The sequence below is a fragment of the Streptomyces scopuliridis RB72 genome (genome assembly GCF_000718095.1).
GTDB lineage: Bacteria > Actinomycetota > Actinomycetes > Streptomycetales > Streptomycetaceae > Streptomyces > Streptomyces scopuliridis.
In genome coordinates, this window is sequence record NZ_JOEI01000005.1 from 189261 (window position 1) to 203121 (window position 13861).

Below are 13861 nucleotides of genomic sequence, written 5' to 3' on the forward strand. Positions count from 1 at the left end.
GATGCTACGTAAGCTGCTGTTCTGGAGCCTCGCGGTTGTGTTTCCGCTCCCGTTGGTGCTCACCTACGACTTCCTGGCCACTGAACCTGGCCCCCTGAAGTTCTACATCTTCCTCGGTCTGATTGCCTATACATGGTGGCTGCTGTCCATCGTGCTCAGTGTGAGACCGTCCTGGCTGGACCGTTTCGTGGGGCTGCCGTCCATTTATGGCCTGCATGGGATGCTCGGCGTGCTGGCGATCGTCGCGGCCTATGTGCACCGTGATTACGGCTACTCGCCGAGCCGTCTGGCGCGAGACCTGGGGGATTGGGGGTTCTACGGGGCGCTCGCAGTGCTGTGTTTCTCGGTGTTCTTCATGAGCGGGTGGTTGGTCGACAGATCGAGACTGCTACTGGCGGCCAAGCGACTTCTGGAGGTTGTCTTCCGTCGCCGGCTCTCCGTGTGGATTCATCGACTCAATCTGGTGATCGTGGCGATGATCTGGCTGCACGTTCACCTGCTCGTGAGAGTGAACCAGCACTTTGCGTTCATGGTTCTCTTTGATTTGTACACAGTCATGGTATTGGGCATCTACGCATGGAAGAAGTGGATCGCGCCCGACACCTATCCGATGGGTACCGTCATAAGCAATGAAGCGCTCGGTGGGGCGACGCGCAAGATGTCGGTGGACCTCGATGGCAAAGCGGCAACCTTGCAGCCGGGCGACTTCTTCTTCCTCAGTTTCGAGGGATCCCCTTCTGTGAGCAGAGAATGGCATCCCTTCTCGGTGACCGACGAAAACCCGGAAACCTTGACCTTCACGATTCGTCAGCACGGAGACTTCACTCGCCGCGTCGGCAATGTCGAGGTGGGAACCCGCGTGCGCCTGGAGGGGCCATTCGGCCGCTTCGAATCGATCATCCAGGATCGAGACCATGAAGCTCCGCTCGTCCTCCTCGGGATGGGCGCGGGCGTGGCGCCACTGCTCAGCCTGACAGCAGCCCACCACACCACGCGAAAGATTCACCTGCTGTGGGCCGTGCGTAGCCCAGAAGATGCCTATTACCGTGACGCGCTCCTGGAGTACCAGGCGGCGTCCGGTGACCGTTTGCAGGTCACCACCAGTATTGGCCGGTTCCGCCGCGAAGATCTTGCCAGCACACTGTCCGCAGAGGAAATCGCGAAGGGCGCATTCTTCATCGTGGGCCCGAACCCCGCCGTATTGGCCAACCAGCGCCTGCTGCGACGAATGGGAGTCTCCGCACGGCGAATACATCAGGAACGACTCACCATGTAGCCACGTGGCCCCAGAAAAAACGAGACCTTCCACACCCCGAGCATACGGAGTTCACCGAGATGGAAACCACAAAACGCCGCAAATTTCTTGCACTGGCCACCGCCACATTGGCGGGGGCAGCCGTCGCGGGCTGTTCGACAGGAGGGGCAGGGAACACCTCCAGCAATTCGACACCTTCGAAACTTCTCCCTCCACTGGACGACTCACGCATTTTGATCGCCTATTTTTCGGTACCAGAAACCGATGACCCGAACAACATGTCCGACGACGAGGAGAACAGCACGCACGTAGTTGACGGAAAAGTTCTCGGAAATACTCAGTACGTCGCACAGATCATTGAAGAGCGCACTGGCGCCGAGGTGTTCCGCATCGAGACAGCAGAAGAGCTGCCCCTTGATCACGAAACGCTCGAAAATCTCGCACTCGAACAACAGGAGGCAAACGAAAGGCCGAAACTCAAAGCTCTGATCCCGAACCTTGAAGAATATGACACCGTGTTCATCGGCTACCCGATCTGGTGGTACGACCTGCCGATGCCGATGTACACGTTCCTTGAGGAACATGACTTCAGCGGAAAGAACATCATGCTGTTCAGCACCCATGGCGGAAACCGTCTGTCGGGAACCGTTGAAACCATCACCGACACGCTTTCCGACTCCACGGTGATAAGTAATGCGTTGACGATATCGCGAGATGACATGGACGATGCCGAGGCGGAGGTGGTGAACTGGCTCGACGGCCTCGGCTAACGGGCCCCGGGGCACGTGGAGTGCTCTGTCGCACCACGTAACACCGCTCCGCGGCGTTCGGCTGGTGGACTGCTGTGAGGGCGGCTGCGACTGACTCGCCCCTGCCCCTTGCGTCGGCTGACCTGCAAGGTCCGCCGGTCAGCCGAAGAGCTCTCCGACGAAGTCCGGGGACGTGTCGACACGGCCGTCCGATCCGACGCGGACATAGGTGAAGTGATACGCGGTGGCGAGCTGGTGGGGTGCGGTGAAGAACAGGGCGGTCGCCAGGGCGTCGGCGACGGCCGCGTCGTCGGCGATGACCCAGGTGGCGAGGGTTTCGCCGGCCGGAAGGCCGGTGCGGCCGTCGAGGATGTGATGCAGGTCGGTTCCCCATGCGCGCCTGTTGGTGGCGGAGGCGCACAGAGCCTGCTGGTGCAGATGCGCGATGCCGATCACGCGGGTGGGGTCCAACGGATGCTCCAGACCGACCCGCAGGGTTTCCTCGCCGTCATGGCGCAGGTCGCCGCCGGCGTCGACGACGAACCGGCTGATGGCGGCATCGCGCAGCAGCGCGGCAACGAGGTCGACCAAGTGGCCCTTGCCCGCGGCACCGACGTCGATCACGAGAGGTCGGTGGGTGGTGAGCAGGGCACCATCCCGGATGACGTCAGTGCTCCATGAGGGCCGAACGCGGGCGTGCCGTGCCCGGACGGGAGCGGGTGCCGGCGTGAGGGTGTAGGTCCTGTCGTAGCCGAGGAGTTCGAGGTCACGGCCGACGAGTGGGTCGACGGCCCCTTCGGTGAGGACGGCGAGCCGGTCGTAGAGCTCGAAGAGGAGACAACTGTCCTCCGGGAAGGTGAAACGGCCACCAACGGGGGCTGCGGCGATGCGTGAGATGAGCGAGTCGGGCCGGAACCGGGAGTACACAGCGTCGAAGTCGTCGATGCGGCGGCGCAGCTGACGGCACAGATCGGTGTCGAGGGGGGTGTCCGTCTCGATGCTCCAGCGCGTTCCGATGGCGTCGAAGGTGAACGCCGGGCGGCTGCCACACCTGAACGTGCCGGGGTCTGCGTCGCGGCCGGTGTGAATCATGCGATCACCTCCGTCGGACGGGGAGGCAGGCGTCGGGCGGTGGCATCGCGGGCCGCCGGACGGTTCAAGGGGATTACCCGGCTGCTCAGAGCAGGGCGTCGGCGGTGATGGGAAGTTCGCGTACGCGGTGCCCCGTGGCGTGGAAGACGGCGTTGGCGATGGCCGGTGCCACGCCGACCAGGACGACTTCGCCCAGGCCCTTGACGCCGAGCGGGTCGGCGTCCATGTCCTCGCCCTGGAGGTAGATCGCTTTGAGGTCGATGATGTCGGCGTTGACGGGGACGAGGTAGTCGGCGAGGTTGGCGTTGACGATGCGGCCGTCGCGGTGGTCGGTGACGGTGTGTTCCAGCAGTGCCTGTCCGATGCCGCCGACCATGCCGCCGATGGCCTGGCTCTCGGCAAGCTTCGGGCTGATGATCCGGCCGGCGTCGTAGACGCCGAGCATCCGCCGTACCCGGACCAGACCGAGCCGGGCGTCGACGGCGACCTCGGCGAACACCGCGGCGTAGGCCTCGATGGTGAACCGGTTCTGCACCGGGGTGTAGGTGCCGAGAACCTCCAGACCGGCGCGGTCGTTGCGGGCCAGGAGCTGCTGATAGGTCTCCCCGCGGGACGGGTTGTCCGGCACGTGCAGCCGGCCGTTCCGCACGACCACGGTGCCGGCGTCGGCGCCGTACAGCGGCGATCGTTCATCCTCGACGGCGAGTCGGATCGCCTGTTGTCGTAGCTGGTCGGCGCCGTTCAGGACGGCGGATCCGACGCTGGCCATGGTCAGGGAGCCACCGTGCAGGGGGGCGTTGGGCATGAGGGAGTCGCCGAGCCGGAAGGTCACCCTGCGCATGGGCAGGCCGAGGGCGTCGGCGGCGACCTGAGTCATGGAGGTGTAGGTGCCCGGTCCCATGTCGCTGGTGGCGGACTCGACCAGCGCGCTGCCGTCGGCGTCGAGCCGGACCCTGGCCTGGGCAGGATTTCGCAGGGTGTGGTAGACGCCGGTGGCCACGCCGGTGCCGATCAGCCAGTCGCCGTCGCGGGTGGCGCGGGGCTTCGGGTCGCGCCGGTCCCAGCCGAACTCGCGGGCGCCGGTGGTGTAGCACTCACGCAGCCTGCGTGTGGAGAACGCGTTGCCGTTCGACGGGTCCGCCTCCGGTTCATTGCGCACGCGCAGTTCGATGGGGTCGATGCCGAGTTCGTAGGAGAGTTCGTCCATCGCCGACTCGATGGCGTAGGCGGCGGTGGCGAAGCCGGGGCCGCGCATGGCAACCGGGGTGTTCACGTCCAGCCGCGCCGTCCGGTACGTCTGGCTGACGTTGGGTGTGTCGTAGAGCACCTGCCCCAGCGGCAGGATCCCGCGCTCGCCGAACGGCTCGTACGTCGAGGTCTCGGTCCGCATGTCGTGGACCATGGCACTCACGCGCCCGCTGCGGTCGCTGCCCAGGCTCAGCTGGTACTCGCACGCGGGCCGGAAGCCCGTCCCGAAGTACTGCTGCCTGCGGCTCAGTACGAGTTTGACCGGCCGCCGCGTCTCGCGGGCGGCGAGGGCGGCGATCGTGGTGTGCGGCCAGGTCCGCAGACCGCTGCCGAAGGCGCCGCCGACGAACGGCGAGATGACCCGTACGGACTCCAGCGGGATCCCGAACACGGCGGCGAGTTCCGTCTGGGTGCCGCCGATCACCCACTGGGTCTTGTCCCACACTGTGAGCCGGTCGCCGTCCCAGCGAGCGACGGTGGCGTGCGGCTCCATCGGGTTGTGATGGTTGCGGGCGAGCCGGTACGTCATCTCCATGCGTACGGCCGCGGAGTCCAGGGCCGCCTGTGCGTCGCCGCGCGCGTAGGTCGTGGGGGTGTTCGTCGGGACGTCAGGGTCACTCAGGTCGGTCGACGGCGGCTGGGCGTCATAGACGACCTTGACCAGGCTCGCCGCGTGCTGAGCGGCCTCCAGCGTAGTGGCGACCGCGACCGCGACCGGCTGTCCGTGGAAGAGGATCTGGTCGTCCTGGAAGACCCGCAGGCGTCGCCCGCCCGCCGGGTTGTTCGAGCCCGCGTTGTCGCGGTACGGCAGTGTGGGGGCGTTGCGGTGGGTGATGACCCTGATGACTCCGGGCTGCGCCTCGGCGGCGCCGGTGTCGATGCCGGAGATCCGTCCGCGGCCGATGCCACTGTCGACGATGACGGCGTGGACCACACCCTCGGGGTGGTGGTCGGCGGCGTAGTCGGCCCCGCCGGTCACTTTCAGGCGTCCGTCGACGCGGGACAGCGGGGCGCCAACGCTGGCTTGCGGCTGGGGGCTCATCGGCTTCCTCCTACGATGCGCAGCTGGCGCTCGACGGTACGTTTGAGCAGGTCGACCTTGAACCGGTTGTGTTCCAGCGGGCGGGCGCCGTCAGCCGCCCGCGCGGCGGCCGCCGTCCACAGGGCCTCGGAGGGGCGTTCACCGATGAGGTGGCGCTCGACGGCGGACAGCTTCCACGGCACGGTACCGACACCGCCGGCGGCGACCCTCGCCTCGCGGATAACGCCGCCGCGGACATGCAGGGCTACGGCGGCGGAGGTGAGGGCGAACTCGTACGACTGCCGGTCACGCACCTTCAGGTACCCGGACACGAGGGGGCGAGGGTGGACCGGAATCTCCACCGCGGTAATCAACTCGCCTCTGTGGATGGCCTGTTCGCGGTGTGGGGTGCTGCCGGGTCGCAGCAGGAAGTCCGCGAAGCCGATACTCCGCTCCCGCCCGTCCGAGCCCAGCACATGGACTCGCGCCTCCAGCGCCGCGAAGGCCACCGCGGCATCGGAGGGATGCGTGGCCACACAGTCACCGGAGGTGCCGAGGATCGCGTGGGTACGGTTGACGCCCTTCAGCGCGGCGCACCCCGAGCCGGGCTCACGCTTGTTGCAGGCGGCCGTCACATCACGGAAGTACGCGCAGCGAGTGCGCTGCATGATGTTGCCGCCGATGGTCGCCATATTCCGCAGCTGCGCCGAGGCGCTCAGCTCCAGCGCCTGCGAGATCACCGGGAAGGTGGTGCGCACCTTGGAGTCGGCGGCGGCCTCGGCCATCCGCACCAGGGCACCGATGCGCAGGCCGCCGCGCCCGGTGACCGTGATCCCGCGCAGCGGCAGACCGCTGATGTCGACGAGGGTGTCCGGACGTTCGACGGTCTCACGCATCAGGTCGACGAGCGTGGTGCCGCCGGCGATGTAACGCCCTCCGCTGCGGCCCGCGTTGAGGGCTTCGCGGGTGGTGGAGACCTTGGTGTAGGAGAAGGGATGCATGACGGTGGGCCCTCATTTCCCGCGTGCGGCGTGGTCGACCGCGCGGACGATCTTGGTGTAGCAGCCGCAGCGGCAGATGTTGCCGCTCATCCACTCCCGGATCTCCTCGGCGGAGCCGGTGTGGCCTTCCTTGATGCAACCGACGCCGGACATGATCTGCCCTGACGTGCAGAACCCACACTGGAAGGCGTCCTGGTCGATGAAGGCCTGCTGCAACGCGTGCAGGTCCTCGCCGTCGGCGAGCCCCTCGATCGTGGTGACCTCGGCCCCGTCCAGCCGTACTGCCAGCGTGAGGCAGGAGTTGACCCGCTGCCCGTCGACCAGGACCGTACAGGCGCCGCACGCGCCGGCGTTGCAGCCCTTCTTTGATCCCGTAAGGTCCAGGTGCTCACGCAGCAGATCCAGCAACGAGGTCCGGTTGTCGACCATGACGGTGTGCCGCACACCGTTGACCGTCAACGACACACGGCCACTGGGTGGTTCGGCAGCGGACTCATCACCGAGAGCGTTCGGTCCCACGAACAGGCCGCCGGCCACCACGGCACCACCGGCCAGGGTGGTCGTCGCGATGAATGTCCGTCGGGACGTGGTGAACGGGGCCCTGGTGGGGGGAGAAACAGTTGACTCGGGAAGTTCGGTAGACATGCCCACTCTCTCGATCTCACTGTCCGGGGACAAAAGACGGGTTCCACTCATGGGCGGAGATAGTGCGTCAGCCGGCCGCCTCCGCCTCGATCCGCCGGAGTGCGGCATTGAACCCGTCGGGCGTAAGACTCGAACCCGCGACGTGGTCCAGCCTCACCTCATCGATGACCTTGCCAACGACAAGACGCGGGACCGCATCGGCGAAACGCTCCTGAAAGTCACGCGACGTCGGATCCGTCGCCTGCGGGGTCACCTCGACCGAAGTGATCGCATCGTCGTCGAGAGTCAAGGACACCCTGATACTCGATGGACCACTCCCGTACTCCCCTGCCGCGCTGTAGTCACCGTTCTCGTACGTTGGGCCTTCGCTCAACGACGATCTGGAGTCGGTGACACCACCGCTCCGTTCGGGCGCCGCCCCCTGCCCCTCCGGATCCGTCGCCGAGCATGCGGCGGCGGACATGGTTACGGAGATTCCCACCATCGTCGCCGTCGCGATCTTCTTGCGCAGAGCTGCCATGTCTCTCGTCGTCCTTCCATCGGCTCGATCAGCGCGGGGCAGCGTCAGCCGACAAGGGGGCGTGACCGATCGGTTGCCGTCATGGTCTCCATCCTGCGTTCAGCCTGCTGGTTTCGCGTGCCGCGTGGCAGGCCGCGTTGTGCCAGGCAGTGACGTTCCACGGTGTGATACGGCACCCCTGGCACCTGTCCATCAAGTCAAGAGAGCGCAAAGCTGAAGGGCTTGATACACCAGCGCCAGAGCGGCAGCGGTGACTGTACGGGGTGGCTTCGGTGGTTCGAATGCGCCAGGGTGAACTGCCGTAACGGACCGCCGTAGCGGTCCGAAGTGGGCCTCGATCGGTTTGGCCCAGGAGGCGTTGGCCGGGGTGAAGCACAGCTCGACCTTGTTCTCTTTCCGAGACCTTGCCAGGCCAGCAGAAGCCACCCTATCCTCACCAGCAGAAAGCGCTTTCCCTCTTTGTGATCCTCGTTCCGGTGAAGGTGAAGTCACGGCGATTTGCCGCGACTTCACATATGAGCTGCCACCGATCCGACGCGGGGCCGCACCCAGGACGCCGACACGCCATGGAGCACTGTTTCAACGGCGACGGCTTCCCCCGAAGAACTGACATGTTCACGCCATGCTGCAACTCGGTACTCGACGACGAATAAGGAGAGACGGACATGAAGAAACCAGTCGCACTGCGACTCTATGCGGCGCTGGCCACGGCGGCCCTCGCGGCCGCGACCGGTGCGGTTGTGTCGATGCCCTCGGCATCGGCCGCATCCGGTAGCGCCACCGGCTACGCGACCCAGAACGGTGGGACCACCGGCGGGGCGGGCGGGCAGACCGTGCGGGCCACTACAGGGACCGCGATCCATCAGGCCCTGTGCGGCCGGGCCAGTAGCAGCACGCCGATCACCATCGAGGTCGAGGGGACCATCAACCACGGCAACACCGCCAAGGTGTCGGGCGACAGCTGCAACACCGCCGCCGGCGTGATCGAGCTCAAGCAGATCAGCAACGTCACGATCTTAGGCGTCGGCAGCGGAGCCGTCTTCGATCAACTGGGCATCCACATCCGCGAGTCCAGCAACATCATCATCCAGAACGTGACTGTTCGGAACGTCAAGAAGTCCGGCTCGCCCACGTCGAACGGGGGTGACGCCATCGGCATGGAGCGGAACGTCCGCAACGTCTGGGTCGATCACACCACCCTGGAGGCGTCGGGTGGGGAGTCGGAAGGGTTCGACGGCCTCTTCGACATGAAGGACAACACCCAGTACGTCACCCTCTCCTACAGCATCCTGCGCAACTCCGGCCGTGGGGGTCTCGTCGGGTCCAGTGAGAGCGAGCTCTCGAACGGCTTCATCACGTACCACCACAACCTGTACGAGAACATCGACTCCCGCACGCCCTTGCTGCGTGGTGGCATAGCCCACATCTACAACAACTACTACGTGAAGCTCAACGAGTCCGGCATCAACTCCCGTGCCGGGGCCCGGGCCAAGGTGGACAACAACTACTTCAAGGACTCCAAGGACGTCCTGGGCACCTTCTACACCGACGCGGCCGGGTACTGGCAGGTCAGCGGCAACACGTTCGACAACGTGACCTGGTCCAGCCCCAGTGGCGAGAACAACCCCGCCGGGCCCGACCCGCAGTCCAACACCACTGTCAGTATTCCTTACTCCTACAGCCTCGACGGGGCCGGCTGCGTGCCCGACATCGTGAGCCGGACGGCAGGCGCCGGCAAGGGGCTGCAGGTGTCGAACGGCAACTGCTAGGCCCTGTCCGGCCGATCTTCGCGGGCCCGCGACGCCCGCACCCGGGGTACCTCCCCGGCCCCCAGGGCCGAGGGGGACCTCGCCGCGTTGTCGGAGTCGCGCGAGCATGACTGAGTGGCACCAGCGGTACATCGAAGTAGCCTGCGCCCTCAGCAAGTCGCAGGTCACCCAGGGCCGGACCCCAGCGGTTCAGCTCATCACCCGCCCCGGTTCGATCGTCGCCAGGGAGCGGCGACCGATTGCACCTGAGCCGGTCGGAAGCCACCTGCTGGGGGGGGAGCCGCCGCCCGGTTCGGTGAGCGAGATCATCGAGATCGGCCTGACACAGCCGGAGGTGGAACAGGGCGTGACCTTCGCCGAGGCGTGTCGGGCGCTCGTGGCGGACCTGGCCGACCGCTGGTCAGTGCGGGACCGCGTCCCCGTCGCAGGACGATCCGCGCCGAGGACGCGCGTCCGGTCAACCGATCGCGAGCCAGGGAGTCCAGCCGCTCTCGTGCACCTTCGGCCCGGTCGCGCCGTTCCGGGTGACCACCCGGAACTGGATCTTGCCGTCCTCGCGCATGTCGTAGTTGCAGCAGCCGGCCGCTCCCGCGCCGTTGGCCCGGTGACACTCACCGTCGGGGCGGTCGTAGTTGAACCGGAAGCCGACGATCACCCGAAGTCCATCGCTCCTTGCGCGGTGCCCCACGCCCTGTCAGACGGTCGGAGCGTCGGCGATGCGGTAGCCCACCCCGGGCGTCGTCGTGATGACCGGCGGGCTGCCCAGCTTGCGGCGCAACCGGCCGATGGTGACGGTCACGGTGTTGGTGAACGGGTCGGCGTTCTCGTCCCACACTTGTTCCAGGAGGTCCTCGGCGCTCAGGAAGCCTGGGCCGGCGCGCAGCAGCGCCTCCAGGACGGCGAACTCCTTGACGGACAGCTCCAGCGGACGGCCGTCGCGGAGGGCGGTCCGGCGTACCGGGTCGAGTTCCAGGCCGGCGGCGCGCAGCGTGCGGGCCCGGGCGGCCGGCCTGCGGCGGGCCAGGGACCGGATGCGCAGGATCAGCTCCGGGAAGTGGAAGGGCTTGGCGAGGTAGTCGTCGGCGCCGAGGGTGAGACCGCTGACCCGGTCGCCGGGTGCCCCGGCCGCGGTCAGCATCAGCACCATCGCGCGATCGTCCCGCTCGGTGATCATCTGGCAGAGCGTGTCGCCGTGGATGCCGGGCAGGTCGCGGTCGAGGACCACCACGTCGTACGTGTTCAGGTCGAGCTTGGCGGCGGCGGCCAGACCGTCGTGCGCGACGTCGACGGCCATCCCCTGATCCCGTAGTCCCTCGGCGACGACCTCGGCGAGCGACCGCGCGTCCTCCACGACCAGAACCCTCACCGTGTCACCCCTTCCGAACCGGCCGCCGACGGCAGCGCCGCCGCAACGCACAGGCCGCCCTCCGGCCGGGCCAGGAGGGCGAGGCGGCCGCCGTGCGCCGCGACGATCGCCGCGACGATCGACAGCCCCAGGCCGGAACTCCCCTCCGACCCCGTCCGGTCGGCGCCGAGCCGCTCGAACGGCTGCGTCAGCCGGTCTACCTGGCCCTGGTCGAGGACGCGCCCGCCGGTCTCGACGACGAGGCGTGCCTCGGTGTGGTCGTGTTCGGTGGAGATCCGGATCCAGCCGCTCTCCTGGTTGTGCACGATCGCGTTGTCGACCATGTTCTCCACCATCCGGGACAGCAGCGCCGGACTACCCCGCGTCCAGGCGTTCGGCCGCACTTCGTCGTCGACGGTCAGCGTCTTCGCGGCGATGTCGGCGGCCCGGGCGGTCAGCGCCTGCCGCGCCAGCTCGCCGAGCGACACGGGGGTGCGGTCTGCGAGGGTGCCGTACTGCGCCCGTGCGAGGACGAGGAAACCGTCCAGCAGGTGATCCACCCGGTCGAGTTCGGTCCGCAACCGGCCGGCGAGCGCGACGGTCTGCGCCGCGGGCTCCGGTTTGGCGACGGCAACGTCCAGCGACGCCCGCATCGTCGCCAGCGGCGTACGCAGTTCGTGCGAAGCGTTGCCGACAAACCGGCGCTGCGCGGCGAACGAGGCTTCGAGGCGTTCCAGAAGACCGTCGACCGTGTCGGCGAGTTCCTTGACCTCGTCGACGGGTCCGGCCACGGCGAGCCGCTGGTGCAGGTTCTCCGCGGAGATCCGCCGTGTCGCCGCGGTGATCAGCCGCAGCGGGCGCAGGACTCGGCCGGCGAGGACCCGGCCGAGCAGGAGTGAGACGCCCACCATCACCACCAGCGCGATCAGCGAGCCGACCAGCAGCTGGTGGTCCTGCTGCCCATGCACGTCCGAGAGTTGCCTCTCCAGATCCCGGATCTGCTGCTCGGCGGCGGCGAGACCCGACTGGCCGGGCCGGGGCTGTTCAGGAGCGATGCTGGTCACCCGCGTACCGGACATCAGGTAGGTCAGGGCGAGCAACAGCACTCCGGACCCGAGGAACCCCGCAGCGTACAAGATCGTGAATCGTCGTCCGATGGTCCCGCTCCGCAGTTTGCCCATGTTCCTTCTTCCCGCTCAGGTCCGGCCGGACCCAGGATGGACCGCCGCACCTAACAGCGACATGACAGGGTCGGTTCGGACCGCGTTATGGCCCCATCCGTAGAACCGGATCCATGCTCACAACCAATGAACCACTCCGGCGGGAGTGGACCAGATTCCGACGTCCGGGACGGCTGATCGCCATGGCGGCGGCGGCTCTGGCCGTCGTCACCTTCGGCCTGCTCTACGCGTTCGGCAACCAATCGTCCTGCGACGGCCCGTGCCCGGCCGAACCAACCGGACCGGACGGCTCCCTCGTCAACGACCAGTTCTACTTCCTGCATCGCGATCTGGGTGAGAACGGCAGCATCACGGTCCGGATGACGTCCATGACGGGCACGATCACCTACCCGCCGCCGGACCATGACCAGATCGTCCCAGGCCTGGCGCCGTGGGCGAAGGCCGGGATCATCATCAAGGACGGTATCCGCCAGGGATCCTCCTACGCGGCGCTGATGCTCACCGGCAGCCACGGCGTGCGGATGCAGCACGACTACCGCCATGACACCGCAGGCAGCGACGGTGGGGTCTCGGCCAAGTCGCCGCGCTGGCTGCGGCTGACGCGGTCGGGCGACACCATCACCGGCTACGAGTCCGCCGACGGCGAGCGGTGGGCGAAGGTCAGCACGGCGCGGTTGTCCGGGCTGCCCAGGACGGTGCAGGTCGGCCTGTTCGCCACATCTCCCGGCGACCTGACGCTGCGGCCCGTCGGCCTCGGCGGCGCCACGGAACAGGTGCGCTTCACGCAGGCCAGTGGTGCCTTCGACAACGTCGTTCTCAAGGGCGCGCCCTCCGCGGAGGGCTGGAGCGGAGACGCCGTCGGCGAGATGAACCGGACTGATTGGGAGAAGTACCACAAGGCATCCGGGGCGGTGGAGGAGAGCGGCACGATCACCGTCACCGGCACCGGCGACATCGGGCCGGGAGGTACCGAGGGCGGCGGCCGCTCACTGGAACGTACCCTCGGCGGCCTGACCGTCGGGCTGCTCATCGTGCTTGTGGTCGCCGTGCGGTTCGTCACCTCCGAGTACGGCCGCGAGCCCGCACGCGGCGCGCCGGTCACCCGCCGGGTGCTCGCGGCGAAGTCGGTCGTCGTCGGAGCCGTCACGTTCGTGACCGGCCTCCTCGCCGTGGGCATCGTGATCCCGGTCAGCGTGGCGATCCTGAAGGGCAACGGGATCCCCGTCATCGGGGTGTCCGCGCTCACCGGAGTGCGGGTCGTCGTCGGTACGGCCGCCGTGCTCGCCCTCGCCGCCGTGCTCGCGCTCGCGCTCGGCGCCCTGCTTCGGCGCGCCTGGCTCGCGACCCTCGTCGCCGTCCTGACGATCGCGGTCCCGTACGTGGTGACCTCCTTCCCACTGCTGGCTGACGGCCTGTCGCAGTGGCTGCTGCGGGTCACTCCGGCCGCCGGTTTCGCCGCCCAGCAGACCCTCATCGAATACCCACAGGTCGTCGCCCACTACGCACCCTCCGCCGGATACTTCCCACTTCCGTGGTGGGCCGGGATCGCTGTGCTGTGTGCGTACGCGGTGATGCTTCTGGGGCTTGCTCTGAGCCGCCTGCCGCAAAGCGATGAGCGGGCCGGGCAACCGGTGGACTGGAGGTGACCCTTGACGGCGCGGGAGCCCGCGAGTTCCCGCGCCGTCACCGCGGGCTGCCGGAATACGGCGACGTCGCACTCGATCAGCGTCCTGTTGGCCGATCGCGCGGAGGCTCACCGGTGAGGTGGCCACGCGTCTGGTCGAACTCCCGGCCTTCCTCGACGGCGGTCCTGGTGCGATGTGAAGAACCCAGCCGATACCCAGGACCTGGGGGCAGAGTTCGACCGCCGCGCCCGCGCGGCGGCGGCCCAGACGAAGTCGTTCTCGCTTGAGTGGCCGGGCTCCCCGACGCTGCCCGCCTCGGACGGGTCGGGCTCCCCGGTGAAGGTCGGTCCGATCGGTAGCGCCGGTCAGGGCGGTCAGAGCTGACCACGCACGACCTAGGGTTTGACCGG

11 protein-coding genes and 3 pseudogenes are annotated in these 13861 nt (G+C 67.5%); 5 read left to right on the top strand and 9 right to left on the bottom strand.

The window, feature by feature from the left end; all coding sequences use genetic code 11:
• Position 1: 1 nt before the first annotated feature.
• Both IF11_RS0106275 and IF11_RS0106280 read left to right on the top strand, forming a co-directional pair.
• A complete protein-coding gene (locus IF11_RS0106275; RefSeq protein ID WP_030350426.1) occupies positions 2-1276 on the top strand; it encodes an FAD-binding oxidoreductase in 1275 nt (424 codons plus the stop codon).
• A gap of 59 nt (positions 1277-1335) precedes the next feature.
• Positions 1336-2025: a flavodoxin gene (locus IF11_RS0106280; RefSeq protein ID WP_030350427.1), complete on the top strand. Its 690-nt coding sequence runs from the start codon at positions 1336-1338 to the stop codon at positions 2023-2025.
• A 138-nt stretch (positions 2026-2163) separates the two neighbouring features.
• On the opposite strand, the gene IF11_RS0106285 is transcribed toward IF11_RS0106280, so the two are convergent.
• The 6 genes and pseudogenes from IF11_RS0106285 to IF11_RS41920 all read right to left on the bottom strand — a co-directional run.
• Entirely contained in the window at positions 2164-3096 is a 933-nt protein-coding gene (locus IF11_RS0106285; protein ID WP_051745569.1) for an FAD:protein FMN transferase, read from the bottom strand.
• 85 nt (positions 3097-3181) lie between these two features.
• Entirely contained in the window at positions 3182-5386 is a 2205-nt protein-coding gene (locus tag IF11_RS0106290) for a xanthine dehydrogenase family protein molybdopterin-binding subunit (RefSeq protein WP_030350429.1), read from the bottom strand.
• Positions 5383-6366, bottom strand: a complete 984-nt coding sequence (locus IF11_RS0106295; protein ID WP_030350430.1) for an FAD binding domain-containing protein — start codon at positions 6364-6366, stop codon at positions 5383-5385. The genes IF11_RS0106290 and IF11_RS0106295 overlap by 4 nt, the downstream gene beginning before the upstream one ends.
• A gap of 12 nt (positions 6367-6378) precedes the next feature.
• Complete coding sequence (locus tag IF11_RS0106300) at positions 6379-7011, bottom strand: (2Fe-2S)-binding protein (RefSeq protein ID WP_030350431.1); 633 nt, start codon at positions 7009-7011, stop codon at positions 6379-6381.
• Positions 7012-7078: 67 nt separating this feature from the next.
• Positions 7079-7531, bottom strand: a complete 453-nt coding sequence (locus IF11_RS36415; RefSeq protein ID WP_030350432.1) for an FMN-binding protein — start codon at positions 7529-7531, stop codon at positions 7079-7081.
• A gap of 251 nt (positions 7532-7782) precedes the next feature.
• A pseudogene (locus IF11_RS41920) lies at positions 7783-7927 on the bottom strand (IS630 family transposase); the annotation flags it as partial.
• Positions 7928-8196: 269 nt separating this feature from the next.
• On the opposite strand from IF11_RS41920, the pseudogene IF11_RS0106310 reads away from it, so the two are divergent.
• A pseudogene (locus tag IF11_RS0106310) lies at positions 8197-9382 on the top strand (pectate lyase family protein); the annotation flags it as partial.
• Between the two features lie 375 nt (positions 9383-9757).
• On the opposite strand, the gene IF11_RS0106315 reads toward IF11_RS0106310, so the two are convergent.
• Genes IF11_RS0106315 through IF11_RS0106325 form a run of 3 tightly spaced genes read right to left on the bottom strand, consistent with a single transcriptional unit; the run spans position 9758 to position 11781 of the window.
• On the bottom strand, positions 9758-9955 hold the full coding sequence (locus IF11_RS0106315) for a hypothetical protein (protein WP_030350434.1): 198 nt from the start codon (positions 9953-9955) through the stop codon (positions 9758-9760).
• 39 nt (positions 9956-9994) lie between these two features.
• Positions 9995-10666, bottom strand: a complete 672-nt coding sequence (locus IF11_RS0106320) for a response regulator transcription factor (RefSeq protein ID WP_030350435.1) — start codon at positions 10664-10666, stop codon at positions 9995-9997.
• Positions 10663-11781 (bottom strand): sensor histidine kinase, encoded by a 1119-nt coding sequence (locus tag IF11_RS0106325; RefSeq protein WP_240627629.1) that lies wholly within the window; start codon positions 11779-11781, stop codon positions 10663-10665. Before IF11_RS0106325 ends, IF11_RS0106320 begins: the two co-directional genes overlap by 4 nt.
• A gap of 158 nt (positions 11782-11939) precedes the next feature.
• On the opposite strand from IF11_RS0106325, the gene IF11_RS0106330 reads away from it, so the two are divergent.
• Both IF11_RS0106330 and IF11_RS41925 read left to right on the top strand, forming a co-directional pair.
• On the top strand, positions 11940-13472 hold the full coding sequence (locus tag IF11_RS0106330) for a DUF1349 domain-containing protein (RefSeq protein WP_030350437.1): 1533 nt from the start codon (positions 11940-11942) through the stop codon (positions 13470-13472).
• Between the two features lie 243 nt (positions 13473-13715).
• Positions 13716-13835 (top strand): annotated as a pseudogene (locus IF11_RS41925) (DUF4232 domain-containing protein); the annotation flags it as partial.
• Between the last annotated feature and the right edge of the window lie 26 nt (positions 13836-13861).